At 41.7% G+C, this 26,978-nt stretch carries 29 protein-coding genes and 1 riboswitch; of the genes, 27 read left to right on the top strand and 2 right to left on the bottom strand.

Annotated features, from left to right (window positions below; translation table 11 throughout):
• Positions 1-6 precede the first annotated feature (6 nt).
• The 5 genes from R2B77_RS07865 (at position 7) to R2B77_RS07845 (ending at position 4,791) form a co-directional block, all read left to right on the top strand.
• Complete coding sequence (locus R2B77_RS07865; RefSeq protein ID WP_404830743.1) at positions 7-765, top strand: response regulator transcription factor; 759 nt, start codon at positions 7-9, stop codon at positions 763-765.
• Positions 758-2,542, top strand: coding sequence for an ATP-binding protein (locus R2B77_RS07860; protein ID WP_203246434.1), 1,785 nt, complete (start codon positions 758-760; stop codon positions 2,540-2,542). Before R2B77_RS07865 ends, R2B77_RS07860 begins: the two co-directional genes overlap by 8 nt.
• A 45-nt stretch (positions 2,543-2,587) precedes the next feature.
• Positions 2,588-3,115, top strand: coding sequence for an RNA polymerase sigma factor SigX (locus R2B77_RS07855; protein ID WP_203246435.1), 528 nt, complete (start codon positions 2,588-2,590; stop codon positions 3,113-3,115).
• Position 3,116: 1 nt separating this feature from the next.
• Entirely contained in the window at positions 3,117-3,764 is a 648-nt protein-coding gene (locus R2B77_RS07850) for a hypothetical protein (RefSeq protein ID WP_203246436.1), read from the top strand.
• A 107-nt stretch (positions 3,765-3,871) separates the two neighbouring features.
• Positions 3,872-4,003, top strand: a riboswitch (FMN riboswitch).
• Positions 4,004-4,209: 206 nt separating this feature from the next.
• A complete protein-coding gene (locus tag R2B77_RS07845; RefSeq protein ID WP_203246437.1) occupies positions 4,210-4,791 on the top strand; it encodes an ECF transporter S component in 582 nt (193 codons plus the stop codon).
• Positions 4,792-4,900: 109 nt separating this feature from the next.
• Here R2B77_RS07845 and R2B77_RS07840 read toward each other — a convergent pair whose 3' ends face one another.
• Positions 4,901-5,152, bottom strand: coding sequence for a 4Fe-4S domain-containing protein (locus tag R2B77_RS07840; protein ID WP_203246438.1), 252 nt, complete (start codon positions 5,150-5,152; stop codon positions 4,901-4,903).
• A 118-nt stretch (positions 5,153-5,270) separates the two neighbouring features.
• On the opposite strand from R2B77_RS07840, the gene R2B77_RS07835 reads away from it, so the two are divergent.
• The 5 genes from R2B77_RS07835 (at position 5,271) to R2B77_RS07815 (ending at position 10,650) form a co-directional block, all read left to right on the top strand.
• Positions 5,271-6,311, top strand: coding sequence for a helix-turn-helix domain-containing protein (locus R2B77_RS07835; protein WP_203246439.1), 1,041 nt, complete (start codon positions 5,271-5,273; stop codon positions 6,309-6,311).
• Positions 6,311-7,747: a RecQ family ATP-dependent DNA helicase gene (locus R2B77_RS07830; protein ID WP_203246440.1), complete on the top strand. Its 1,437-nt coding sequence runs from the start codon at positions 6,311-6,313 to the stop codon at positions 7,745-7,747. Before R2B77_RS07835 ends, R2B77_RS07830 begins: the two co-directional genes overlap by 1 nt.
• Positions 7,748-7,844: 97 nt before the next feature.
• Entirely contained in the window at positions 7,845-8,480 is a 636-nt protein-coding gene (locus R2B77_RS07825) for a LysM peptidoglycan-binding domain-containing protein (protein WP_203246441.1), read from the top strand.
• Positions 8,481-8,861: 381 nt separating this feature from the next.
• Complete coding sequence (locus R2B77_RS07820; protein WP_203246442.1) at positions 8,862-9,659, top strand: metallophosphoesterase; 798 nt, start codon at positions 8,862-8,864, stop codon at positions 9,657-9,659.
• Positions 9,660-9,675: 16 nt separating this feature from the next.
• Positions 9,676-10,650: a YpdA family putative bacillithiol disulfide reductase gene (locus R2B77_RS07815; protein WP_212391206.1), complete on the top strand. Its 975-nt coding sequence runs from the start codon at positions 9,676-9,678 to the stop codon at positions 10,648-10,650.
• Between the two features lie 508 nt (positions 10,651-11,158).
• On the opposite strand, the gene R2B77_RS07810 is transcribed toward R2B77_RS07815, so the two are convergent.
• Positions 11,159-12,097: an asparaginase gene (locus tag R2B77_RS07810; RefSeq protein WP_212391100.1), complete on the bottom strand. Its 939-nt coding sequence runs from the start codon at positions 12,095-12,097 to the stop codon at positions 11,159-11,161.
• Positions 12,098-12,156: 59 nt separating this feature from the next.
• Here R2B77_RS07810 and prsW point away from each other — a divergent pair, with 59 nt between their 5' ends.
• From prsW to R2B77_RS07725, 17 genes are all read left to right on the top strand, one after another.
• Positions 12,157-12,840, top strand: coding sequence for a glutamic-type intramembrane protease PrsW (prsW, locus tag R2B77_RS07805; protein WP_203246444.1), 684 nt, complete (start codon positions 12,157-12,159; stop codon positions 12,838-12,840).
• Between the two features lie 128 nt (positions 12,841-12,968).
• Entirely contained in the window at positions 12,969-13,760 is a 792-nt protein-coding gene (gene sleB, locus R2B77_RS07800) for a spore cortex-lytic enzyme (RefSeq protein ID WP_212391102.1), read from the top strand.
• 86 nt (positions 13,761-13,846) lie between these two features.
• Positions 13,847-15,133 (top strand): PepSY1/2 domain-containing protein, encoded by a 1,287-nt coding sequence (locus tag R2B77_RS07795; protein ID WP_203246446.1) that lies wholly within the window; start codon positions 13,847-13,849, stop codon positions 15,131-15,133.
• Positions 15,134-15,361: 228 nt separating this feature from the next.
• Entirely contained in the window at positions 15,362-16,006 is a 645-nt protein-coding gene (locus tag R2B77_RS07790) for a flagellar brake protein (protein WP_203246447.1), read from the top strand.
• An 85-nt stretch (positions 16,007-16,091) separates the two neighbouring features.
• On the top strand, positions 16,092-16,769 hold the full coding sequence (gene cmk, locus R2B77_RS07785; protein WP_203246448.1) for a (d)CMP kinase: 678 nt from the start codon (positions 16,092-16,094) through the stop codon (positions 16,767-16,769).
• On the top strand, positions 16,766-17,350 hold the full coding sequence (locus R2B77_RS07780; RefSeq protein WP_203246449.1) for a lysophospholipid acyltransferase family protein: 585 nt from the start codon (positions 16,766-16,768) through the stop codon (positions 17,348-17,350). The genes cmk and R2B77_RS07780 overlap by 4 nt, the downstream gene beginning before the upstream one ends.
• A gap of 78 nt (positions 17,351-17,428) precedes the next feature.
• On the top strand, positions 17,429-18,574 hold the full coding sequence (gene rpsA, locus R2B77_RS07775; RefSeq protein WP_203246450.1) for a 30S ribosomal protein S1: 1,146 nt from the start codon (positions 17,429-17,431) through the stop codon (positions 18,572-18,574).
• Positions 18,575-18,701: 127 nt separating this feature from the next.
• Positions 18,702-20,012, top strand: coding sequence for a ribosome biogenesis GTPase Der (gene der, locus R2B77_RS07770; RefSeq protein WP_203246451.1), 1,311 nt, complete (start codon positions 18,702-18,704; stop codon positions 20,010-20,012).
• Positions 20,013-20,041: 29 nt separating this feature from the next.
• Entirely contained in the window at positions 20,042-21,064 is a 1,023-nt protein-coding gene (locus tag R2B77_RS07765; RefSeq protein WP_203246452.1) for an NAD(P)H-dependent glycerol-3-phosphate dehydrogenase, read from the top strand.
• A gap of 165 nt (positions 21,065-21,229) precedes the next feature.
• A complete protein-coding gene (locus R2B77_RS07760; RefSeq protein WP_404830744.1) occupies positions 21,230-21,424 on the top strand; it encodes a DUF2768 domain-containing protein in 195 nt (64 codons plus the stop codon).
• Positions 21,424-22,146 (top strand): hypothetical protein, encoded by a 723-nt coding sequence (locus R2B77_RS07755; protein WP_203246454.1) that lies wholly within the window; start codon positions 21,424-21,426, stop codon positions 22,144-22,146. Before R2B77_RS07760 ends, R2B77_RS07755 begins: the two co-directional genes overlap by 1 nt.
• 116 nt (positions 22,147-22,262) lie before the next feature.
• Positions 22,263-23,741, top strand: coding sequence for a stage IV sporulation protein A (gene spoIVA, locus R2B77_RS07750; protein ID WP_203246455.1), 1,479 nt, complete (start codon positions 22,263-22,265; stop codon positions 23,739-23,741).
• 303 nt (positions 23,742-24,044) lie between these two features.
• Complete coding sequence (locus tag R2B77_RS07745; protein WP_203246456.1) at positions 24,045-24,317, top strand: HU family DNA-binding protein; 273 nt, start codon at positions 24,045-24,047, stop codon at positions 24,315-24,317.
• A 312-nt stretch (positions 24,318-24,629) separates the two neighbouring features.
• Entirely contained in the window at positions 24,630-25,199 is a 570-nt protein-coding gene (gene folE, locus R2B77_RS07740) for a GTP cyclohydrolase I FolE (RefSeq protein ID WP_203246457.1), read from the top strand.
• Positions 25,200-25,267: 68 nt separating this feature from the next.
• Positions 25,268-25,489, top strand: coding sequence for a trp RNA-binding attenuation protein MtrB (gene mtrB, locus R2B77_RS07735; protein WP_203246458.1), 222 nt, complete (start codon positions 25,268-25,270; stop codon positions 25,487-25,489).
• Positions 25,490-25,539: 50 nt separating this feature from the next.
• Positions 25,540-26,229, top strand: a complete 690-nt coding sequence (locus tag R2B77_RS07730) for a heptaprenyl diphosphate synthase component 1 (protein ID WP_203246459.1) — start codon at positions 25,540-25,542, stop codon at positions 26,227-26,229.
• A 30-nt stretch (positions 26,230-26,259) separates the two neighbouring features.
• Complete coding sequence (locus R2B77_RS07725; RefSeq protein WP_203246460.1) at positions 26,260-26,958, top strand: demethylmenaquinone methyltransferase; 699 nt, start codon at positions 26,260-26,262, stop codon at positions 26,956-26,958.
• The last annotated feature ends 20 nt before the right edge of the window (positions 26,959-26,978 follow it).

Raw genomic sequence — 26,978 nt, 5'->3', positions numbered from 1 at the left:
TGTACAATGAACATAGATATGTGTGGAAAGGGGCAATTAGTTGTGGAAGAAAAAGTGACGTTGTTAGTAGTTGATGACGAGGATCGGATTCGTCGGCTGTTAAATATGTATCTCACACGCGAGGGTTATGAAATCGAAGAAGCAGTTGATGGCGCCGAAGCGCTTGAAAAGGCATTGACGAACCATTATGACGGTATATTATTAGATTTAATGATGCCTGAAAAAGATGGTCTTGAGGTATTGCAAGAGTTAAGAGAAAAGAAAATCATGACGCCTGTTATTATGCTAACAGCAAAGGGCGAAGAAGCTGATCGTGTAACTGGGTTTGAATCGGGTGCCGATGATTACATAGTAAAGCCGTTCAGTCCACGTGAAGTGGTTTTACGAGTTAAGGCAATTCTTAGAAGATCTGTGACCTTTCATGGTACTGCATCAGCCTCTTCATCGAAAGATCTTGTCGTGTTCCCACAGTTGACAATCGATAACGATGCACATCGTGTGACAGCGGAAGGCAACGAAGTGAATCTTACGCCGAAGGAATATGAATTGCTTTATTTCCTAGCAAAATCACCAGATAAAGTATTTGATCGGGAGCAGCTATTAAAAGAAGTATGGCATTATGAATTTTTTGGTGATCTTCGAACAGTTGATACGCATGTTAAGCGGTTACGTGAAAAACTAAGTCGTGTTTCTGAGCGTGCTGCAAAAATGATTGTTACGGTTTGGGGAGTAGGCTATAAATTCGAGGTTCCGCATAATGAATAGAATATGGAATTCAATCGTCGGGAAGCTATGGGCAACCATATTGCTTCTCGTTTCCTTTGTTCTGTTTGTCGTGACAGCGCTACTGCTTGAATTTCTTGACGATTTTCATACGCAACAAGCAGAGGATTCGTTACGAAGGGATGCCATGACAATTGGAAAGATAGTTGTGGATCATGAAAGTGAATCTTCGATGCAACTTATTATTGAAGATATCCTTGGTGATGAAGTAGATGCTATGATAGTAGACAGTGATGGGGAAATTACGTATTCTTTCCAGCTAGGTCTGAATAAGGATGAAATTGAAAGTAAAATTCTTTCTGAATCCATTTTCTTGTCAAGTCAACAAGAAGTTACACCGGTTGTAAAAGAGATGATTTTACCATCCATCGAAAAAAGTGATGTAATGGAACAATATCTTGTATTAGCTTATCCATTTGAGCAAGAACAAGTAATCGCCGGTTCGGTAATCATCTATCAAAGTTTAGAGGCTGTTCATCGAGCGACGAAGGAAACAACGAATATCGTATTCTTGTCAGCGTTTATTGCATTTATTTTAACAACTTTTTTTGCTTTTTTCTTATCGACAAGAATAACATCCCCTTTACGTGGAATGAGGCAAGCTGCCAATGAATTATCGAAAGGTAATTTTGATACAAGACTGCCCGTTGTACAAAATGATGAGATAGGTCAGCTTGCAACTGCATTTAATCAGATGGGGAAACAGCTTAAATATCACGTTGAACTGATCAACCAAGAAAAGGAGCAGCTTTCCAGTATTTTAACGTCAATGGCAGATGCAGTTATTACGTTTAATCGGGATTATACGATTTTGTTGAGCAATCCGCAGGCGGAGCGATTATTGCAAAATTGGTACTTTAAAAGCGGTGCACAGGATGAGGAGAATACGATTCCACCAGAAATTTACCATATGCTCGATCATGTTGTCACGTTTGCAGAAGAAATAGAGGATGAATTAGAGTTAGGAGGGCGCTTTTACGCTGTTTCAATCAGTCCCCTTTATAGTGGGAGTGACATTCGCGGGGTAGTTGCTGTTCTTCGTGATATGACAGATCAGCATAAGCTGGACAAGCTCCGCTCCGACTTCATTGCCAACGTGTCCCATGAATTACGGACGCCGATTTCGATGCTTCAAGGGTATAGTGAAGCGATAATTGATGGCGTCACGGCGAATGACGAAGAACGCAATGAGATGATCCACATTATTCATGAAGAGTCTAAGCGAATGGGAAGGCTTGTCACGGATTTGCTTGACCTTGCACGAATGGAATCAGGGCATATGCGACTGTACAAAGACGATGTGGAGATGATTCCTTTCCTAGATCGGATTGTTACCAAATTCATGCAAATTGCACGTGATGCGAATGTTGAGTTGGTATTTGATTTTCCGAGTGACGAAAAAATTGTTTCAAATGTCGATGAAGATCGAATTGAGCAAGTGTTTACGAATTTAATTGACAATGCTATCCGGCATACACCTGATGGTGGGAGTGTTACATTACGCATCGAGAAGTATGTGGATATGATTGAAATGACCGTTACGGATACAGGTGTTGGAATACCAGAAGAGGATCTGCCGTATATTTTTGAACGTTTTTATAAGGCGGATAAGGCAAGGACAAGAGGTAAGGGTGGAACAGGCTTAGGTCTTGCAATCGCTAAAAATATTATTGATTCACATAGTGGCGCGATTACGGCGAGCAGAGGGGAACAATGCGGTACTATTTTTAGCTGCACATTGCCTTTAAAAAAGTTGTAACTATTTAGCTTGAATAACGACTAATGTATAGAACGGGGGTATTTCATGGACGACTCCGTTTTCCACCGACTTTATGAGCAATACCATCAGGATGTGTTCAAATTTCTTATCTATTTGACAAGAGATCGCGATCACGCCGAGGATCTCGTGCATGAAGTGTATGTGAGGGTATTGCGGGCATATAGCGGTTTTGAAGGGAAAAGTTCTGAAAAGACATGGCTTTTTTCCATTGCGAAAAATGTTGCAATTGACCATTTCAGAAAAAGTGCTGTCCGTAAAAAGCATCTATTTGATAAGTTCGACTGGGAAAAAAGTGAGCTTGTTTCAACGGGAATTTTACCTGAGGAATTGGTCACACTTAGTGAAGAGATGAAGGCGTTATTAGAAGCATTGAATACTTGTACTGGTGACCAAAAAATGGTCGTTACAATGCGCTATTTCCAGGACTTGTCGATTGCAGAAACGGCCGAAATTCTCAGTTGGACAGAAGGTAAAGTGAAGACTACACAACATCGGGCAATCAAAGCGTTACAAAAGAAGTTGAATGCTCTTCCTACAGAAGGGGGGAAATGAGATGACCGACAAAAAATGGGACGACAGCAAGATTGACAGCCTTCTGCGTAATATGCCAGATATACAAGATGAGCGCCTGCAGTCGGACATATTAGTACGACTAAAACAAGATGAACGCCTGTATTCCCCTCGTCGAAAAATGTCTAAAAGGTGGGTACCGGCTTTGGTAGCGGTAGCAGCATTACTTGTTTTGAGTTTACTTATTCCCTCCATGCTACAGCAAAATGATAGCGCGATGGATGATCGTGTAAACGAGTCAGCTGATTCAGTAAATATCCAAGCTAAAATGTCGATAGACAATGCGCTGGATAATACAAAGGAAGAAAGTGCTGAAGTTACATCTGACACACGAGAAGTCAAAGCCTTTAGTGCTCCAGAAATAGGGCATGCACCTACAATTGAAGCAGCACTTTTGGAAATGAAAGAAGTGCCAAAAGGTATTCTGTATACTGTACAGGAGAGAGAGGAAGTTGCGGTAATTACCTTTACAGAGCCACTGGATTTGTCCAGGCTGAATCAAGATGAGGTAAGTGCGATGTTAGAAGGGTTCATACTAACGGCCAAAAACTTTAACATGCAAGTGCGTTTAGAAAACGTAATGCAATCGACTTTCCTCCATTATGATTTGACAACTGTATTACCAGAATAAGCTGATGTATTTCATGAAATGATGCACTACAATAATAAACGCCTTGTAAGCAATTATGTTTACAAAGCGTTTTTTGCTGTATATACTAGAGTAGTAATAAAATATTGATTCATCTTCGGGGCAGGGTGTAATTCCCGACCGGCGGAAATGGAGAGTTTCTCTCCTAGCCCGCGAGCTTAACAGCTGATTCTGGTGTGATTCCGGAGCCGACAGTATAGTCTGGATGGGAGAAGGTGAAGGTGCGGCCGTCTTTTTGTGTTGTCCACAAAAAGGGTGCTTTTTTTAAGTGCGGATTAAAGAAGAAGCTTCTTTTATACGTCCTTTTAAATGAACCTTTTAACACTCCCCTGAGCTTATGAATGAGCTTTGGGGATTTTTTGTAGACAATGATTGACGGAACGACCTTTCCTCTTTTGAAGTGAATCGCAAAAGGAGAGAGGAACACATGAACAACAAGAAGTTAAGAAAGATGATTCTCATCGCAATTCTAGGAAGTATTGGAACGGTGTTAATGCAATTCAATTTCCCGTTGCCAGCACTACCAGGATTTTTGAAAATCGATTTCGGGGAAATTCCAGCAGTACTAGCAATTATGACAATGGGTCCGGTAGCAGGCATCCTTGTTGAATTGATCAAGAACGTTATGCACTGGTTTATGTCAGGAAGTCCAACAGGTGTTCCAGTGGGAGAAATTGCGAACTTCGCGACAGGCGTGTTATTCATCCTGCCAATCTATTATATTCACAATAAATTCAAAACATCTAAAGGGTTAGCTGCTGGACTGATTGCAGGGACAGTTGCTATGGCCGTTGGTATGAGTATTTTGAATTATGTACTATTTTTACCGATGTATACGTACTTCATGAATTTCCCGGCGATGGCTGGCAGTGAATTATCTGCATTTATCGTTTTGGGGGTTCTACCTTTTAACGTAATCAAAGGAATTATGCTTATGGTAATTACAATGTTACTGTTCAAGAGCATGAAAAAATGGATTGCTCAGCAAAGAACTCAATTAATGGCGTGATTGAGTCAGGAGGCTTTATCTGGATTCAGATAAAAACGTCACAATTTAGACATAAAGAAAAACCGTCCGAATAACTCGAGGACGGTTTTTCTTTATGAAGAACGTAAAATCAGTCTTCGTATTTTAACGCATCGCCATCGAATGGCGCATCTGCGATTTTGATTGAATCGGTCGGGCAACCATCAAATGCATCTTCCAAATCTTCCATTAGTTCTTCTGGAACTTCCGTTGTACCCGTGTTATCATCGAGGATAACGTAAGCAATTCCTTCATCATCATAATCGTAAATATCCGGAGCGGCTGCTCCACAAGCGCCACATGCGATGCATGTATCTTGATCGACGATTGTATATTTAGGCATAGTCTTTCTCTCCTCTTTTCTCCGTACAAACAATTTACTAAAAATACTTCATACTTCATTCTAATGATATTGACAACAGTTTTCAACAAAAAGAATTTGTTTTGTGGAGGAATTTATTATGAATCTTTCTTCAATCCTATTAACAATCATTCAGAAGCTAGATGGTGAGCGAACCATTTATGCAGGATTCCATTTATTGCGTGGCAAACGCTCGGGGCAGACGTTACAGGATGTCGAATACTATGGCTTAAAATCTTTCTTCGGTATATTGCCGAAATTGACTGTCGAGCACTTTGACGAAGCAGCAACACTGCTGAGGAATTCGGGCTTTATTATAGCGGGGGAAGATTCCTTCGTCAATATAACGCCGAGTGGTCGCCAGCTTGTAGAGAATTTACCTGTCTATGCGTTTAACGGTTGGGATTATCGGGGCAGAGAAATGATTTTTTTTGCAAGGTTGTCGCTTGCTATCCAGACGGTGTCGAATTTTAAAGCAGGTGAACATGCATTTATACCGGTTCAAAAAGATTATGATAGCCAAAACTTCATTAGAAACCTATTCCATAAGCAACCGATTAGCGATCCTGCATACGCTCGTTATATTGCCGAGGAGCTAAGGCTATGCATAGAGCGTAGTGGCATGGATGATAATCAAAAAATAATTATGACACATAGGCTAAGTGGTTTTAAGCTAACAGGCTGGACATGGGATCAGTTAGGAGCTCATTTGGGGCTACAGCCGTTTTCGGTATATTTACTTTTTATAGAAGGTTTACATAAGCTACTCGTTGTAATTGAACAAGCCGCTGATTTGTCTTTTTTACGAAAAATTGCCGACAATATTAAAGTAACGACCTATTTGACTGATTCTTCTAGAAAAACACAACAGCTTTTCAATCGAGGATTGTCCATTGAAGAAATTGCGACAACGAGAAATTTAAAATTGAGTACAATTGAAGACCATTTTGTCGAAATGTCTATTAATGATCCGCAATTTCCTCTTAGTCAATTTGTCACTGAGGATTACATAGAGGCTGTCGTTGCGAAAGTAAAGGAAGTTGAAACACGTAGGCTACGCATATTGAAGGATGAGTTTGGGGAGCTGTCTTATTTTCAGCTACGACTTATTTTAGGTGCACGGACGGGGGCTGGGAGCTAATGGATATTTATAAAGTACTTCAAGAAAAATTTGGTTTTGAGCAATTTAGACCGGGGCAAGAAGCGGTCATTCGCGATGTTATCGCCGGCAAAGATACGCTTGCTATTTTGCCAACTGGAGTCGGCAAATCACTCTGTTATCAGCTACCAGCATATGAATTACAGGGGGCAGTTCTAATCGTTTCACCACTTGTGGCCTTGATGGAGGACCAAGTGGCCATTATGAAAAAGAATGGTGAAAAACAGGTTGTTGCATTAAATTCATTTTTGTCATTTTCAGAGAAAAAACGAATTATGGCTGAATTAGGGAAGTATAAATTCATTTTCATTTCACCAGAAATGCTATTGCAGAAAAATGTGGTTGCACTATTGCGTACAATTCAGCTTGCGTTAATTGTTGTCGATGAAGCGCATTGTATTTCGCAATGGGGCTTTGATTTTAGACCGGACTATTTACGGATTGGTGAATTGTTTGGGGAATTTAATCGTCCCGGTGTGCTGGCACTTACTGCTACGGCAAATGATAAAGTAATCGCAGATATTCTCCATTATTTACAGCTTCAATCTCCTGCTATTCATCGCCAATCATTGGATCGTCCAAATATTTCTTATGCGATTGTCAAAGTTGAGAATGAAATGATGAAGACGGAATGGATCAAAGAACGGGTTATGGGGACGATAGGACCCGGTATTATTTATGCTGCTTCTCGAAAAAGGGCAGATGAGCTGGCAGTTATTTTACAACAGTTGGGTATAGCGGCTGCTTCCTATCACGCTGGGAAGGAACAGGAAGATCGTGCGTTTATCCAAGAGCAATTTAGTACAGGTGAAATTAGCTGGATATGTGCGACAAATGCGTTTGGAATGGGCATACATAAAGATGATATCCGTCAGGTCATTCATGAGCATGTCCCACAAGCTATCGCTAGTTATATACAAGAAGTGGGTCGAGCAGGGCGCGACGGTGAACAATCGGCGGCAACTTTACTTTTCACAGCTGATGATGAAAGAAGAATGCGCTTTATTGTGCAGGGAGATGTTCCACAGGAAGTAGAAATCAGGCATTACATAGGACTGCTAGGAGACAATATTTCGCCGGATGAAGCGGCAGCGATGACTGGTATGAGCGAAACAGGGAAACGCGTCATAGATTATTATAAAGAACGGATGCCAGTTGAGGATGTTATTCAGTGGATGGCAGAATTAGTGCGCGATAAAGAGGCTCAGCTACAAATTATGTTACGATTAGTCCATTCTGAAAAATGTCTTCGAGAAGTACTATTGGCGTTTTTTGGAGAGATTTGTAATGATAGACCGATATTTTGTTGTTCTGTTTGTGGGATGAACGAGGGATCGCAGTTTGATCGCCAAAAGGAACTTCACGTTGATCGGCCGATAGTGGATTGGCAGGACAGGTTAATCAGGCTACTTGGTTAACAATTTGTAACACAGAAGTCGACAAAGGCAGATTTGATTTTCGCAGTAAAATTCGTCATAATGAAGGAATAGCACGATGTGATAGGAGAATGTAGCGATGAAAAAAGATAATTACAAAACTGAATTCGAAGAACATAGGAGAGAGATTCTTCAGGATAGTGACAGTCTACCATCCCGTGCAGAATTGCATAGGAAAGGTCGCAAGCCGAAAAGGAAATCTAGTCATTTAATGATTAATATCGTTCTCGGATTATTTACGCTAATACCAGTTATTATTTTAGTTTATGTTGTTTCTGATTTTTATAATCCAGGTAGTAATCCGTCAGCTAAAGATGGAGATGCTGTCGTTAGCTATGAAGAAACAGATAAAAAGAAACCTGATGATGCACAAAAAGATGTTGACCAAGACATCGCTTTAGAAGACGAAGATAATAAAGATGAGGAAAAAGACAAAGAAGTGGTGACTCCAGAGACGGAGCCTGAATCTGAAACAAAGCCAGACGAAAAGCCGGAAAAACCTGTCGTAGTTGTCAATCCGACGCCCGAACAAGAAGCTGAAGGAAAAACAGAGCAAGAGTCGACGGTGAAAACGCATAAGGTAGCTGACGGAGAAACACTTTACCGCATATCTGTTAAATATTATGGATCAGACGTTGGTGTAGAGAAAATTAAAAATGCAAATGGTTTAACATCCAATAATATTATGGTCGGACAGACGCTCACGATTCCTTGAGTTGTTTGATTGTCTATACAAGTAAAGAAAGGGGCAAAGTGTCTTGCTTTGCCTTTTTTATGTTCATTCAGCAGAACCCCCTGCTGAATGAACATAAATGAAGGTAACCTAAGTGCGCCACGTCCTGTGGCAACGGTTGCATGATCGACATCCTGTCGACCCGCGGATGTTACAAATTTTTAAGGGGACTAAAAGGAAGGCAGTCTAAGATCGCGACGTCCTAATTATGTGCCTTAATTTCTGCAAAAAGCACAGAAATACGGCAAATCGAACCCTTCGCAGTTCGATTCGCAACGACTGCATGACCTGCATCATGCAGGCCTCAAGCTCGAAAAAATCTGAACGTAATTACGCCACGGCGTAATTGATTGGAAGGAGGGCATGATTACGGTCAATAAAATGGTATGGCTCGTTTTTTCGATGGCGATTGGATTTTTTACTTTTATGTTTATGAATGCAAGACAAAAAAATGTTATGTTCCATGATATGAAACTAAGTGCTGGGAATGCTGTCAGTAAGCAGCTGACGGTATTTTTTATCTCCGATATTCATCGACGAAAAATAGATGGGAAACTACTGGCTAAAATTTGTGAAGGCCGTGAAATAGATGTTGTCATTATCGGTGGAGATCTCGCGGAAAGAGGTGTCCCGTTAACACGTATTACACAAAATATTCGTCAACTTGCCAGTCTAGGGCCTTTATTTTACGTGTGGGGAAATAATGACCGTGAAGTTGGCGAAGCAGCAATGAGGGAAATACTGGAGTGCTATGGGGGGAAGGTTTTAGATAATGAATCGGTGTCTATCCCTGGCCATTCAGATTGGGGATTATGTGGAACGGATGATCCTTCGAGTCAAAATGTTAATATTGAATCGGCCCTCCGCGGCATTGACCAGTATAAGGAAGTCATAGTTGTCACGCATACACCATCATTATTTCGAAAAGTAGAGCAGATGTGTCATCCTCGTCTGATGCTCGCAGGTCATACGCATGGTGGGCAAATCCGATTAGGTAAATGGGGCTTGCAGGAAAAAGGAGCGTTCCGCCTAGATCAGGGGAGAGCTAAGCTCGTAAGCAATGGATATGGCACCTCCACGCTACCTCTTCGATTAGGGGCAGCACCTGAATGCCATGTAATTGCTATTCATTATGAAGAAAGTGTACTAAAGGAGCTGTAAAAAAGTTATGAAGGAAATGAACCGAAAAGATGTCATTGTTGTTGGGGGCGGACCTTGTGGCCTGTCTGCAGCAATTGAATTAAAGCAAATTGGACTGGATGTAGTTGTGATTGAAAAGGGGAATATTGTTAACTCGATTTATCATTATCCAACACATCAAACGTTTTTCAGTTCGAGTATTAAATTATCAATTGGTGATATCCCATTCATCACGGCGGTTGATAAGCCGAAACGTAACGATGCATTAGTTTATTATCGCAAGGTGGCGGAGCTAAAAGAAATCGCGATTCAAAGCTTTGAAAAAGTGGAAGATATCGAGCGAGAAATTGAAGGCTTCCGAGTGGTGACGGATAAGGATGAGTATTTTGCTACCAATGTTGTCGTTGCTACGGGTTATTATGATAATCCAAATCGGCTTGGTGTTGAGGGAGAGGATTTACCGAATGTCTTCCACTATTTCAAAGAGGCTCATCCATTCTTCGGGAAAAAGGTTGTCGTTATTGGTGGTAAGAATTCATCAGTCGATGCTGCGCTTGAATTGGAGCGTGCAGGTGCATCAGTAACAGTTGTTTACAGAGGCTCTGAGTATTCACCGAGTGTGAAGCCTTGGATTTTACCAGGATTCGATAGCCTCGTCCGTGCGGGTGACATCGAGATGCATTTTAATGCGCATGTCGTTGCGATTACAGAGTCGAGTGTGACGATTGAGCAGCAAGGAGAAACATTTGTTATTGATAATGACTATGTCTTTGCGATGATTGGCTATCATCCGGATTATGCTTTTTTGAAAAGCATCGGTATTTCGACGGATGAAGAAAGTGGTTGTCCTACTTTTAATGAGGAAACGATGGAAACAAACGTACAGGGGCTCTATATTGCTGGCGTTATTGCGGCAGGAAATAATGCGAATGAAATATTTATCGAAAATGGTAAGTTCCATGGCGGCATGATTGCCCGCTCGATTAAAGCAAAACAAGTGGTTGTGAAATAGGAAAAGTAAAGGCTACTCAATGCCCGAATTTCGGTGAGCGAGTAGCCTTTTTTTAGTGTAACTACTGGGGTAGTCCAGTTTCCTTAATACGTAGTCCAGTTTGCTCGGGGTAGTCCAGTTTCACAGATACGTAGTCGAGTTTTGTGCAGGGTAGTCCAGTTTCCTTAATACGTAGTCCAGTTTGCTCGGGGTAGTCCAGTTTCACAGATACGTAGTCGAGTTTTGCGCAGGGTAGTCCAGTTTCCTTAATACGTAGTCCAGTTTGCTCGGGGTAGCCCAGTTTCACAGATACGTAGTCGAGTTTTGCGCAGGGTAGTCCAGTTTCCTTAATACGTAATCCAGTTTGCCCGGGGTAGCCCAGTTTCACAGATACGTAGTCGAGCTTTGTGCAGGGGTAGCCCAATTTCATTAATACGTAATCCAGTTTGCCCGGGGTGGCCCAGTTTTACTGATACGTAGTCGAGTTTTACGCAGGGGTAGCCCAGTTTTTGTACACATCCTAATTAACTTACTCTAAACAAAGTTCGAGAAGAAGCTTTAACCGTGCTTTTTGACCACTTAGTCCATGCTCAAAGCGAACGCCCATATCTTTCAGCATTTTGCCTCCGCCTTCGTAGGCGTATATATCCTGTGCAATGCCGTTAAAGCAACGTGAAACAACGATGACAGGGATGTTTTCCCCCAATAGTTGCTGAATACCTAGCAGTAAAGCTGGCGGCACGTTCCCTTGACCAAGACCTTCTAGTACGACACCGTCATAGCCCAGTGAAGCAACCGATTGGAGCATATCGGGTTCCATACCGGCATAGATTTTGAACATGGCCACTTTTTTCTGAATATCCTTCACTGGAAGGTGAACCCGTGCTAAAGGCGCATGATGGAAATGAATAGCCGATTTCGTCACAATACCGATAGGTCCATATTGTGGACTTTGGAAGGTTGATACACTGCTGCTATGGGTTTTCGTCACATTGGTTGCAGTATGTATTTCATCATTTAAAACAACTAGTACACCCTTGGCTTTTGCATTATCAGCGGCTGCTACTCGAACAGCCGCCATCAGATTATAAACTCCGTCCGCACCGATTTCATTAGAAGAACGCATGGCACCTGTCAAAACAATGGGAACGCCATAGTTCGTCGACAGCTCTAAAAAGTAGGCGGTTTCTTCAAGTGTATCTGTGCCATGTGTGATGACGATACCATCAAAGCTACTATCTGCAATCTCTCGATCAATTATTAGTTTTAACTCAAGCATATGAACAGGTGTAATATGGGGGGATGGTAAATTGAATGCTTCAATTTCGGTAATGTTTGCGAACTGTTGAATATTGTCGATTTCCAATGCCAGTGGATTAGCAGCACTTAAAATGACGCCTCCTGTTTCGCTATTTAACTGCATTGAAATTGTCCCACCGGTATGGATTAATAGAATATTTTTCTTCAAGTTGGACCCTCCTATGAAAGGTAATTCATGGTATAATGGTATTGATTGGGGGTGCGCCTATGTTCATATTGCTGACAGTGGCAATTGCGCCAGGTTTGGCGCTCTTCAGCTATTTCTATTTGAGAAAGCAAATTGCGAAAGAACCATCACGTACATTATTTCATACATTTATATATGGCGCTATCATGACTTTCCCGATTATGTTCATTCAGCACGTTTTTGAAGAAGAATCCATTTTTTCTAGTTACTTTTTGCAAAATGTTATTTTTACGAGTGGAATCGAAGAGTTTTTCAAATGGCTGATCCTACTCATTGCAATTTACAAGCATGTAGAATTCGAGGATGCCTATGATGGTATTTTATATGGTGCCAGCGTCTCACTCGGTTTTGCTACCGTTGAAAACATAATTTATTTGCTTGCGTTTGGTGCGGATGTAGCATTTATGCGGGCTTTGTTACCAGTTTCAAGTCATGCCTTATTCGGTGTCGTGATGGGCTATTATTTTGGGCATGCAAAATTTGCTGTTGAATCCAATATTAACAAATATTTATTCCTAGCGCTTCTTGCCCCGTACTGTCTTCACTTTATGTATAATGGAATTACTTCGATAAATGTGCTCTCGCAGTATTTAATTATCCCATTCATGCTATTCCTTTGGTGGTTCGGCTTGACGAGAGTAAAATACGCGCATACGTTTGCGATGCAGCAATTCAGACGCAAAACTAAAACGATGACAAAATGATCCAGCTCACGCTGGGTCATTTTTATTTTGAATTAATTCCGCCAAAGTTCAATATCTATAAACGTCTTTATTTGTTTCATTCGATAAATAAAATGAGTGACTTTGGGTAAGCTGTATAAAAAGGAGGAATGAATGTGAAAAAGTGGTTCATTCGCATAATGGTGGTGGCCCTTCTTCTTGGGGGTGCATACGCTACCTCACCTGTTCAAATAGCGGCATTTAGTTCGCAGGAAGTGACACGTGGTGCTTTCGGTGATGACGTTATTGAATTGCAGTCGCGACTTCAGTACATCGGATTTTATTCGGGAAAGATTGATGGTAAATTCGGCTATGGAACGTATTGGGCATTGCGTAATTTTCAGGAGAAGTATGGGCTCCCTGTCGATGGAATTGCAGGTTCGAAGACTAAAAAGAAATTAGTTGATGTATCAAAGTATGATGAGAAATTTGTCAAAGACAATTTAAACAAAGGCAATAAATTTACACATTATGGTGGGAAACCATTGGCATCTCAAGTGTCACAAGGAACAGGTAAAAAAGAAAGTGTCCAAGCACCTTCTAAGTATTCAGAAAAGGATATCCAACTAATGGCAAATGCTGTATACGGAGAGGCGAGAGGAGAGCCCTATGATGGTCAGGTTGCGGTTGCGGCGGTTATTTTGAATCGGGTAGAGCATCCTGACTTTCCGGACACTGTAGGTGGAGTGATTTTTCAACCGCTCGCCTTTACTGCGGTAGCAGATGGACAAATCTGGCTGGAACCGAATGAGCGTGCAAAAGAAGCGGTCCTTGATGCGATTAATGGTTGGGATCCGTCTGAAAACGCCATCTACTACTTCAATCCAATTACTGCGACGAGTAAGTGGATTTGGTCACGGCCGCAAATAAAGAAGATTGGATTGCATATCTTTTGCAACTGACAAAGTGTGTCAACAATAGGCGATGAGAGGAGGGCGGGCAAGGTGTTGGTCGGAATCATAATCGATTCCAGAGACCTTGCTGAATTATGAAAAAAATGATATTTATTTTAATGTACACAGTAGCTACGCTAGCGATCTTTTCGATTGGAAAGGCAGCTGAAAGTGAACAGCTTTCCATTGCACTTGGTGGACAATACGCCAACCAGATGACGGATGCATCGGAAAAACTAGAAGAACTTGATACAGCGGTCAAGAAGACATTATTGTTCAATGAATCAGATGGCTCTGAAAAAGCTCGAGAAGATATTTGGCGTTTGTCTTCCGATATTAAAAACTCGGTGTCATCGTTGCCATTGGATCAAAGCTTTTCGACTTCTTGGCTGAATTATCTAGGGAGGCTTGGAAATTATGCCAAAGAGGCTGACCGTGTAGCGGACAATGAGGAGTATCACAAGGTCATGGCGCAGGCGTCAAAAAACTTACGTGATTTGGCGGATCAATGGGAAGTTGCAACAGTAGGTATGGTAAGTGGAAGACTGTCGATGGATGATTGGAAGAATAGGCTGTACTCTGCCGACAAGGGGCATGATTGGGCGGGAATGGGAACAGCGGTGAAACAATATACGGAAAGTGATTTTCCGTTAACGGCAAGTGAATCCGATTCGATGAAGAAAAAAGAACTACGGGATTTAGCAGATGCAAAAGTGACAAGTGATGAAGCGGTTGACCGCTTTAAAAAGTTATTTCCATCCGTTTCCAATGATATTATTAGTGTTGAATCGAGTAAACCAGGCTCTCCCTATCCATTTTATCAGATTCGTTTCGCTGAAAATCAATCCATCGGCTATATCGATATAACGGAGAAAGGTGGACATGTCCTGTCATTCCTTTCTGAAAGACCTTTTGGAAAGGAGAGTCTGCCGTTTGAAGATATTCGGAAAAAGACAGAGAAGTTTTTACAGGATGCGGGCTACACTGACTTGGTTTACGAAGAATCAAGAGAAAATAGTACAGCTTGGCATTTTGTCTATGTTCGGGTTGAACCGACTTATAAAGCGAAAGTGTTTTCGGATACAATCCATTTGAAAGTTGCCAAAGATGATGGAGGAATTGTGGGGCTTGACGCTTCTGAATATATCCGGAAAGAGAAAACGGAACCACAAGCTATTACGAAAAAGGATTGGAAAACATTTTTCCATTCGAATGTCACAATCGCTAAGGAAGAGCTTGCGTATGTGGAGAATGACAGATTAGAACAGCGCTTGGTACATTATTTAACGGTGACGATTGATGAAAATGGGGTAATTGGCACATACGCAGTAATTGTTGATACAGAAACGTCCGAGGTGATTAAAACAGAGAGGTTAGAATAATGTGGTTTGTTGGCGAATACATCTCCTTCCGTAAAAAAAAGACATTGGATTTTCCTAGCCTTCATGACATAATGGAAGTAAGATAAGCATAGGGATTTTAGTTAGGTTAAATTACCTAAGTTTAATAGCTGATGAAAAGTGGTAGAGAAATATAAGATTGCAATTACTGCCTAATATTCAGCACCTAATGCTTCACAACATTAAGACATGGATGGTAGGTGTTTTGGAATGCTACTTTCGATCGGGACAATCATTGTCATCGACACTGACTTTACAAAGGATAGTGAAAAGTATAAAAGTAAAGTAATTGATATGGGCGACGGGTTTATCATGATTGATTATCCGACACAGATTAAAACGGGAAAAACGGCATTTTTCCTGGATGGCACACAATTACTTGTCACTTTCGTAGATGCAAAGAAAATATCGTATGCTTTTCGTACCGAAGTGGGTGGACGGCTTAACAGAGGCGTTCCGATGCTGAAATTATCTTACCCGGGTGATGAAGAACTGATTAAAGTTCAAAGGCGGGAATTTGTCAGAGTAGAAACGGCAATCGATATTGCGGTTGAGCAGGATGGAAAGTTCAGCCATTTTGTAGCCGAGGACCTGAGTGCAGGTGGTGTCGCACTTAATCTTCCTAAAAGCGTTCCGTTTGCGGCAGAAGATGTCGTAGCTTTGACGATTGTATTACCCTTTGAAAATAAAGAAATAAAATATGTGAAAGTTCACGCGAAAGTTGCACGAATATGGGAAAAGGATGGCCGACGGATTGCTTCGTTGCAATTTGAAGATATCAAGCAGATGGAGTCCCAGAATATTATTCGATTTTGTTTTGAACGGCAGTTAAAGATGAGAAATCGAACACAATAATTATCAAGGAAAAGTCTGCATGAATGGGACTTTTCCTTTTTCTATATGGTACAATGTTGTCGAAAAGAGTACGGGGGTAGATGAGATGAGTAGTGTTATAAAAATCGCAATTGATGGTCCAGCGGCAGCAGGAAAAAGTACAATTGCTAAAATGGTAGCTGAAAAACTAGGGTACACGTATATCGATACAGGTTCGATGTACCGCGCACTTGCGCATAAAGCATTGAGTCGAAGCATAGATACTACTAACGGTGAAGAGCTTAAAAATCTGTTGCAGGAAACAGAAATTGTATTAGTTCCTTCTGAAACAGGGCAAGCTGTCATTGTAGATGGTGTAGATGTAACTGAGGATTTACGAACACAGCAAGTAACGGCACATGTGTCGGCTGTTGCAGTTCATCCAGGGGTCCGGCAGCTAATGGTTGACAAACAACGTCAACTTGCTGAAGGAACGGGTGTGGTAATGGACGGTCGAGATATTGGGACAGCTGTTTTACCTCATGCGGAGCTGAAAATTTTCATGACAGCATCTGTTGAAGAAAGAGCGATGCGTCGCCATATTGAAAATAATGAGCGTGGCATTGAAACGTCCCTCGAAGAATTGCAGGCAGAGATTAGCGAGCGTGATCGTGCGGACAGTGAAAGGGAAGTATCCCCATTGAAACAAGCGGAAGATGCTGTGCTCATTGATACGACTTCGATGTCAATCGAGGAAGTGGCAAGGCAAATTAGTGAGCTTGCAGAAAAGAGGTTGAGCCGATGAACTTGTATCCGTTTGGAAAATGGTTATGTAGTGTAGTCTTTTACCCACTGTATCGCATTCAGGTGATCGGTCAAGAGAACTTTCCGAAAGAAGGAGGCGTTCTGCTTTGTACAAACCATATCGCAAACGTCGATCCGCCGATTGTTGGAATTAGTTGCCCAAGACCCGTTCACTTTATGGCGAAAGAAGAGCTTTTTAATGTACCTATTTTGAAGAGTGTTTTGCCGAGTGTTAAAGCGTTTCCGGTGAAACGTGGTATGAGCGATCGGGAAGCATTTCGTAAGGCGTTGAAAATTCTCAAGTCTGGAGAGGTTGTTGGTTTATTTCCAGAAGGGACGAGAAGTAAAACAGGTGAGCTAGGTGAAGGTCTTGCTGGTGCAGGCTTCTTTGCTCTAAAGGGAGATGCAGTCGTCATGCCCTGTGCGATTATCGGACCGTATAAGCGTTTCAGTCGGTTAAAGGTCGTGTACGGAAAACCGATTGATGTAACACCTTATCGTGAAAGACGAGCTTCATCCGAAGAAGTGACCGAGGTCATCATGAATGAAATTCGCAAACTAATTGAACAACATCAGAAATAAAGTAAGGGTTAATTTTTGTTTTTATGAATCAATTCGCATAATATAGAAGTAGAATTCTTTATAGGGGAGGACTACATAATGACTGAAGAGATGAACTTGGAAACGGTGAAAAGCTACAATGAAGGTGATCGTGTTACTGGTAAAGTGACAAAAATTGAAGATAAATCGGTGACAGTTGAAATTTCTGGAGCGCCATTTGATGGTGTTATTCCGATTAGTGAATTGTCCAGCCTCCACATTGAAAAAGCTGCGGATGCAGTAGTAGAGGGTGACGAGCTTGAATTGATCATCATGAAGGTGGAAGACAACACGTATGTCCTGTCAAAACGGAAAGTCGATGCAGAGGACTCATGGGATTCGCTTGAAGAAAAGTTTAACAACAAAGTAACGATTGAAACTGAGGTTAAGGATGTCGTCAAAGGTGGACTAGTCGTTGACTTAGGCGTGCGCGGCTTTATCCCGGCATCACTTGTCGAAGATTATTTCGTTGAATCATTTGAGGAATATAAAGGGCGTATGATGACGTTCAAAATTGTTGAAATGGATAAAGAGAAAAATCGACTTATTCTTTCGCATCGTGCAGTGATTCAGGAAGAGAAAGAGTCACAAAAAGGCGCGGTGTTAGAGAGCTTGAAGGAAGGTCAAGTTGTGGAAGGAACGGTTCAACGCCTTGCAACATTTGGTGCTTTCGTCGATATCGGTGGCATAGATGGTCTTGTCCATATATCGCAATTGTCACATGACCATATTGACAAAGTGTCAGACATTCTTAAAGAAGGCGAAAAAGTGAATGTGAAAATTTTGTCTGTCGATCGTGATTCAGAACGAATTTCACTTTCTATTAAGGATACGCTACCTGGACCGTGGGAAGGAATCGAAGACCGCGCGCCAAAAGGAGCTGTTCTAAAAGGGACTGTAAAACGACTAGTATCTTATGGTGCATTTGTGGAAGTGTTCCCAGGTGTCGAGGGACTTGTCCATATATCACGCATCTCTCACCAGCATATTGGCACACCACACGAGGTATTGCAAGAAGGTCAAGAAGTTGACGTGAAGGTATTAGAAGTAAATCATGAAGATAAAAGACTATCCTTGAGCATTAAAGACCTGATTGAAAAAGAAGATAATAATGACTCCTATGGAGATTATGAAATGCCTGAAGAAGCATCTGGTTTTTCTTTGAGTGATGTCATTGGTGATCAGCTTAAGAAATTTTCAAACTAAACCTGTTATTTTGGACAGCATGTGAACAAAATGGGAACAAGTACTTGTATCGATGATGATGCTTTTATAGCATCATCATTTTTTTTGTGTATAATATGAAGAAGATAAGCTGGAAGGATGTATGATTATGACTAAACCAACAGTGGCGATTGTCGGAAGACCAAACGTCGGGAAATCGACAATTTTTAACCGAATCGTTGGAGAACGAATTTCGATTGTAGAAGATGTTGCGGGTGTTACGCGTGACCGTATTTATAGCTCAGCAGATTGGCTGAACCACGACTTCAATTTGATTGACACCGGTGGAATCGATATTGGGGACGAGCCTTTTCTAGAGCAAATCCGTTCACAGGCAGAAATTGCAATTGATGAAGCTGACGTTATTATTTTTCTTGTAAATGGTCGTGAAGGCGTAACGGATGCAGATGAGCAGGTAGCAAGAATTTTATACAAAACAAAAAAACCTGTCGTACTTGCTGTCAATAAAATTGATAATCCTGACATGCGGGATATGATTTACGACTTCTATTCACTTGGCTTTGGTGATCCGTATCCGATTTCGGGATCTCATGGACTTGGACTTGGTGATTTACTTGATGAAGTAGCTAAAAGCTTCCCGGAACCAGGTGCTGAACCGATTGAAGATGACGTCATCCGTTTTTCATTAATCGGTCGACCAAATGTCGGGAAATCCTCACTCGTCAATGCGTTTTTAGGTGAGGAACGTGTAATTGTTAGTAATATACCTGGAACAACCGTAGATGCCATTGATACTTCCTATGAATATGATGGACAAAAATACAAAATTATTGATACAGCTGGGATGCGTAAAAAAGGAAAGGTCTATGAAAATGTAGAGAAGTATGCTGTTCTACGCGCATTAAAAGCTATAGACCGATCTGACGTCGTTCTAATTGTTATCAATGGAGAAGAAGGCATTCGTGAAATGGACAAACGAATTGCAGGCTATGCCGAGGATGCAGGGAAAGGTGTCATGTTTGTCGTCAATAAATGGGATACCGTTGAAAAAGATGATAAGACGATGAATAAGTATATTGCTGATATTCGTGACAATTTCCAATTTCTTGACTACGCACCGATTTCGTTTGTGTCTGCAAAAACAAGACAGCGCGTTACAACTTTGTTCGATAAGGTCAAACAGATTAGTGAAAACCATTCACTTCGTATTCAATCGAGTGTCTTGAATGAAGTAATAGAAGATGCCGTTGCAAGAAACCCGGCCCCTTCAGAAAAAGGTCGTCGATTGCGTATTTACTATGCAACACAAGTTGCGGTCAAGCCGCCAACGTTTGTTGTTTTTGTCAATGAGCCTGAAATTATGCACTTCTCCTACGAACGTTTTTTACAAAACCGTCTTCGGGAATCGTTTGGCTTCGAAGGAACACCAATTCGACTCATTACCCGCGCAAGAAGTTAATAATGATTTCCTAAGAAAGGATGTATGGAATGGAGAAAGTAACTGTTATTGGCGCTGGAAGCTGGGGAACGGCAATTGCCTTTGTTCTTGCTGAAAACGGTCATGACTGCTTATTATGGGCCAGGCGTGACACTCAGTCTGCTGAAATTAATGACTTGCATACGAATCATGCATATTTACCAGGAGCTGCTTTGCCAATTACTTTAAAGGCAACTTCTGACCTGAAAGAGGCAGCGATGCATGGCGATATCGTCATCATTGCTGTCCCAACAAAAGGAATCCGAGAAGTATGTGCTGAATTGAATACAATGCTTGTTGGAAAGAAAATCATCGTACATGTCTCAAAAGGGATTGAACCGGATTCCTTGAAGCGAATATCTGAAATGATTGCGGAAGAGCTAGCATCTGACAAAGTGCGTGCGATTGTAGCGCTCTCAGGCCCTAGTCACGCGGAGGAAGTTGTCCTTAGACACCCAACGACAGTGACGGCTGCCTCTGTCGATTTGGCGGCAGCAGAGCGTGTGCAAGACATATTCATGAATCATTATTTCCGCGTCTATACAAATTCCGATATTGTAGGTGTTGAAATTGGCGCGGCACTTAAAAATGTCATCGCATTAGCAGCAGGTATTTCTGATGGACTTGGCTATGGAGATAATGCCAAAGCGGCTCTTATAACACGTGGCTTGGCAGAAATTTCAAGACTAGGTATGAAGATGGGGGCCAATCCTTTAACGTTTTCGGGTTTAACAGGTCTTGGTGATCTAATTGTGACGTGTACAAGCGTACATTCACGTAACTGGAAGGCAGGCAATATGCTCGGACAGGGAAATAGTCTCGAGGATGTCGTATCAGGCATGGGGATGGTCATCGAAGGCGTTAGAACAGCGAAGGCAGCTCACCAGCTGGCGGCGCTCCATGAAGTGTCTATGCCGCTCACGGAGGCGCTCTATTCGATTGTCTTCGAAAACGTCCCACCGAAGGAAGCGGTCGATCATCTAATGACACGGATGAAAAAGCAAGAAGTTGAAGATTTGTTTGATTCACAGTAATTTTTAACTTAATTCAGCAGGAGTTCAAACCCCTGCTAAATTAAGTTAAAGCCTCCGGCGGATGTCACAGATTTTTTAGGGGAGCTTTTCGAGCAGGCTCGAAAAAATCTGGACTCAATTACGCCAAGGCGAAATTGATGAAAGGGGGAACTTATCTTGTCCTCGATGGATAAAATGTGGCTGTCTTTTTATGCGATGGGATTCATGGCAATTTCCATGGGTCTTATTTATGTGAGCCGACATAAGATTAAAAATAAAATACTTAAATTTATATTTGCTATTATTGCGTACGCTTTACTTATCTTTTCATTTTTTGCAATGGTGTACCTCGTATTTAATGGCCCGACAGGAGGAGCATAATGAAGTTGACAGTGAAAATAAAAATGGTCACCTTATTCGCTTCTATAATGCTAGTTCTTTCGGGCTGTATGTTACCTGATGATGAAAAAGTAACCCAAGTGACTCCCTATGCGGATCAGTTGGAGACTGTTCAAAAAGCAGTTGACGCTTTCCGAGAAGGCTCTGGAGGCATGTTACCGATTAAAACGAAAGATCTGGATACAGATATTTATATTAAATACCCAATTGAGTTTTCTAAAATTGTACCCGCCTACACAGAAAAGCTACCTGCCAATAGCTATGAAACAGGTGGTGTTTATCAATATGTACTGACTGATGTGGAAGAAAATCCAACAGTCAAACTAGTCGATTTACGTTCAGCAGAACGAATTCGAGAATTGAATTTGCGTAAAAATATTAATGGCTATGTACCATTTAATGAATCTGTTGGTGAAAATGTATATGCGGTTGATTATAAAGCGATGGGCTTCAAGGAACAACCAACAGTTCCAAGCCCTTACTCAGACACCTTTTTGCCGATTGTCGTCGGGGGGGATGGAGTATTTTACGTTGACTACTCGATTGATCTCAATCGAATATTAAAGGAACAGCAGCCAGATGTGAAAGTAGGAGAAGATATCCGCTATTTACTGGCTGATAACTATCCTGTGTTACCGGCGTATTCATTGCCTTACACAGTGAATGAAGATAACGAGCCTGTCTTTATGAAGAAGTTGAAATAACTCAAACACGAGCTGGGGACCCCCTTGCTGATTAAAGTAAAAAACGTTTCATGCTTCGCGCATGAAACGTTTTTTTTATACATAAACTAATATGCGCAGAAAAGGAGGGCGATGGTTTGAAAGAAGAATTGTATGAAAGTCTAGCTAGACGTACAGACGGTGATATTTACATTGGTGTTGTCGGCCCTGTTCGTGTCGGGAAATCTACATTTGTGAAAAGGGTAATGGAAGAAGTCGTCATTCCGAATATGACGGAGGCGTCTGATCGGATTCGTGCACAGGATGAACTGCCGCAAAGCTCACCAGGACCTATCATTATGACTTCAGAACCGAAGTTTGTGCCTGCACAAGGCACGACGGTTGCTGTAGGGGATGGCGAGTTGAAATTCCAAATCCGACTTGCTGATTGTGTCGGCTATGTCATTGACGGAGTGAAGGGCTATGAAGACGAGGACGGTCCGAAGTATGTTCATACGCCATGGCATAATGAGCCGATTCCTTTTGAAGAGGCAGCGCGCATTGGAACGGATAAAGTGATTCGTGATCATTCAACCATTGGTATTCTTGTGACAACGGACGGCACAGTTAATAATATTCCACGAGCTGCAGCTGAAGTCGCTGAAGTAGAGATCATTAACAAATTAAAAGACATTGGTAAGCCGTTTGTGATTGTTTTGAACTCCAAGATGCCGGCCAATGAACGGACCGTCGTGTTGAAAAATCAACTGCATGAGACGTATGGTGTGCCTGTGATTGCTATTAGTGCAGACCAGCTCAACGCACAGGAAATACAGCTCATTTTAAAAGAAGCACTTTACGAATTTCCAATTACAGATATTGATCTCGAAAAGCCAGATTGGATGGATGTGCTCGGAAGCGAGCATGAATTGAATGCTAACATTGATAGGGTCATCAATGAGGGCTTTCTTGAAGTATCCAAAATTCGTAAAGTACAGGAACTTGCCGAGCGACTCAAGGATGAAAAGTATGTGAGAAACGCTGAAGTAATTGAAGTGGATGCTGGAAAAGGCAGAGCCATCGTAAAAATTGACATGGATGAGCAGGCTTTTCGTGAAATTTGTGAGAATATTATGGGGCAGGAAATAGGTACGAAAAAAGATTGGCTATTATTTGTGAAAGAAGCTGCCAAAGCGAAGAAATCCCATAATATGTATGCGGAAGCGATTGATACTGCTCGAAAACAAGGCTATGGTGTTGCTCTTCCAACGATTGAGGATTTCAATCCTTCCGCTCCGGAATTAATCAAACAAAATAATTTTTTTGGTGTTCGCATGAAGGCGACAGCCCCATCACTTCATATTATTCGGGTCGATATGGAGGCGGAATTTTCCCCTTTAATTGGCTCCGAATTTCACAGTCATCATCTGTTAAAAGAATTGAAAAATGCTTATTTACATGACAGAGAGGCATTGTGGGATACGCAACTTTTCGGGACACCACTTCATGAGGTAATGAAGGAAAGTATTCGTTTTAAAACAGCCTCCGTACCGCAAAATGCACGAAAACGCCTACGTGAAACAATCGAACAAATGGTCAATGATGGTAATAAAGGCATGATTACATTCATCGTTTGATATTAACTTATTGTGAGAGAAGATCCGTCAAAAACGGATCTTTTTCTGCTTTTTTACGGATAAAGTGCATGATAATAGGAAAACAATGATAATATTGTTGCGTCATGGTTTTTGTTGTGATACTCTTTTTACAGTATTGAAGCTCATCAAGGAGGAATGAAATTCAATTCCTACCTAATGAGGTCTCCGGCGGATGTCACGGATTTTGAAAGAAGTTTATCGAGCCAGCTCGATTCAAAATCCGTATACAATTAGGCCGGTGCGTAATTGGTTGTGATTTCCTTTTGAGAGGAGGTGAATGGTGTGAATAAAACAGAATTGATTAACTCTGTAGCTGAGGCAGCAGGTCTAACGAAGAAAGATGCTACAAAAGCTGTTGAAGCTGTATTCGAAACGATCCAATCTACTCTTGCAAAGGGTGAGAAAGTACAATTGATCGGTTTCGGAAATTTCGAAGTTCGTGAGCGTGCAGCTCGTAAAGGACGTAACCCACAATCTGGGGAAGAAATTGATATCGCTGCAAGCAAAGTTCCTGCTTTCAAAGCGGGTAAAGCGCTTAAAGACGCGGTAAAATAATCATCAAGCTTACATAGAAGTCCGTCCGGCGTATCTGGTTATCAGATACTTTGGTCGGGCTTCTTTCCTTTTTCGTCATAATCAGCGTAAAGGGAAGCATGAGAACTGTACGGAAATGTAGGAGTGTGCTACTATTTTTGATGGAATAGCTTTATCTCAATTTAGCTAATGCCACCGGCGGATGTCACAGATTTTGAAGGTAAAGGAAAAGCAACCTAAGTTCGCCGCGTCGTGCGATCACAGTTGCGTACCTGCATCTTGTGGGCACAAGTTCGATTCAAAATCTGGACACAATTGAGGAGGATTTGTACGATGAATGATGTCGATTATGGGAAGATAGAGAAGGCAGTTACAATGATCCTTGAAGCGATCGGTGAAAATCCGGAACGTGAAGGTCTGATCGATACTCCGAAACGGGTTGCGAAAATGTATGCCGAAGTATTTGAGGGTTTAAACAAAGATCCAAAAGATTATTTCAAAACAGTGTTTCATGAAAATCACGATGAAGTTGTACTTGTTAAAGACATAGCATTTCACTCGATGTGTGAACATCATCTTGTGCCGTTTTTCGGCCATGCCCATATTGCATACATACCACGTGACGGTGTTGTTGCCGGACTAAGTAAATTGGCAAGAGCAGTCGAAACTACTGCAAGAAGACCGCAGTTACAAGAAAGAATTACATCGACGGTAGCCGAAGCGATGATGGACATGTTGAATCCGATTGGTGTTTATGTCGTGATCGAGGCGGAGCATATGTGTATGACGATGCGTGGCATTAAGAAACCGGGTGCAAAAACGGTGACGACGGTGGCACGAGGCATCTATGAGCAAGACGATGTAAAACGAGCTGAAATTCTATCACTTATTAAAATGACTTAACGCCTTTGCGGGCAAAGCCTTTATTGTGATATGATGGGGCAGTATATAACAGACAGGAGAGGTATAGTATGACACAACCTGACTATATTGTTATTAAAGCGCAAGAGGACGGCGTGAATGTCATCGGATTGACGAGAGGCAATGATACGAAGTTTCACCATACGGAAAAATTGGATCGTGGTGAAGTGATGATTGCCCAGTTCACTGAACATACGTCAGCGATGAAAATACGCGGCAAAGCCGACGTTCATACGGCATATGGTGTTGTGTCAAGCGAAGGGAAGGAATAATTCTTTCGCGACACACTCTTCCGGAGACGTCTTTGAATGGAGATCCGAAGATGGAAAGACAAAAAATTAAACAGCATATCGAAAACTATATAAATGATGTCGAACATTCGCTTTCAGAACCGATTGTGGACAGGGACGTAGGGCGGTTACCGATTGACGCTGCTAAGGCATTCTTCCTCCTGCTTCCGTTGTTGAACGGCGAGAGGTGGACGGATCATGTCCATACAGCAGCTATCGCGGTGGGCGCCGTACATGCTGCGTTTGATGCGCATGATGCAATTGATGTGTCGGATGCGACATCTAAACAACAACAGCTGACAGTGTTATCAGGCGATCATTACAGTGGTATTCATTATCGGCTTCTTGCTTCAATTCCAAAATTGGACTTCATTCAATCATTATCGCGAACGATTGGGCATATTAACGAGGTGAAGACAGCACTTCACCTAAAAGTGCCAGATGAGCCCGCACGATTAGTGGAGGCTATCCGAATTATTGAAGCAGGATGCATTACAGATTTTTTACATACATTCGGTTTTTCGCAGTATGCAAAGCTGGCCAATATAGTATTGCCACTTCTTTGGATGGAAAAGGAGGATGTGGCGTTGACTTCAAGTGAAGTAGCACTTCAATTACATGCTGAATTGCGGGATGTACTTCAGGCCGCCGATTTTTTAGAGCCGTTTTTACAAGAGGAAATCCGCAAATTAGCATTACCTCTTCTTGGAAAACCAAATTGAGGCGTATTTGACAGAAAAGGGGTATGACTCTTGGAAACACCTAAAGAACAAAAGGTTCATAAAGTCTTCGAAAAAGTATCCGTCGATTACGATAAGATGAATTCCATTATTAGTTTTAATCAACATAAAAAATGGCGAGATGATATTATGGTGCGGATGAACGTTCGTGAAGGAGCCCAAATATTAGACGTTTGTTGTGGGACGGCAGATTGGACGATTGCATTGGCTGATGCAACCGGAGCTACGGGTCATGTAACTGGACTTGATTTTAGTGAAGGTATGCTAGAGGTGGGACGATCTAAAACAAAGAATTACTCAAATGTTGTGCTGACACAAGGAAATGCAATGGCTTTACCTTTCCCAGATCATTCATTTGATTATGTGACAATCGGTTTTGGATTGCGAAATGTACCGGACTATTTGACTGTGTTGAAAGAGATGAATCGTGTACTCAAACCGGGTGGTATGATTACTTGCTTGGAAACATCACAAACTGAAATCCCGGTTTATAGGCAGTTATTCAAATTCTATTTCAAATTCATAATGCCTGTATTTGGGAAAATATTTGCGAAGAGCTACAAGGAATATTCTTGGTTGCAAGAGTCTGCGGACGATTTTCCAGGGATGAAGCAGCTTGCGCAGTTATTTACAGATGCAGGGTTTACAACAGTTTCTTATAAATCATATAGCGGTGGTGCGGCGGCAGGCCACGTAGGATTTAAACAATAAAGACCGCAGGGGAAGGTAAT

Origin of the sequence: Sporosarcina beigongshangi, assembly GCF_033485195.1 — a bacterium.
In the GTDB taxonomy this organism is placed as follows: Bacteria; Bacillota; Bacilli; order Bacillales_A; family Planococcaceae; genus Sporosarcina; species Sporosarcina beigongshangi.
Note: the sequence above shows the minus strand (reverse complement) of the source record. Positions and strands in the feature narration are given on the sequence as shown.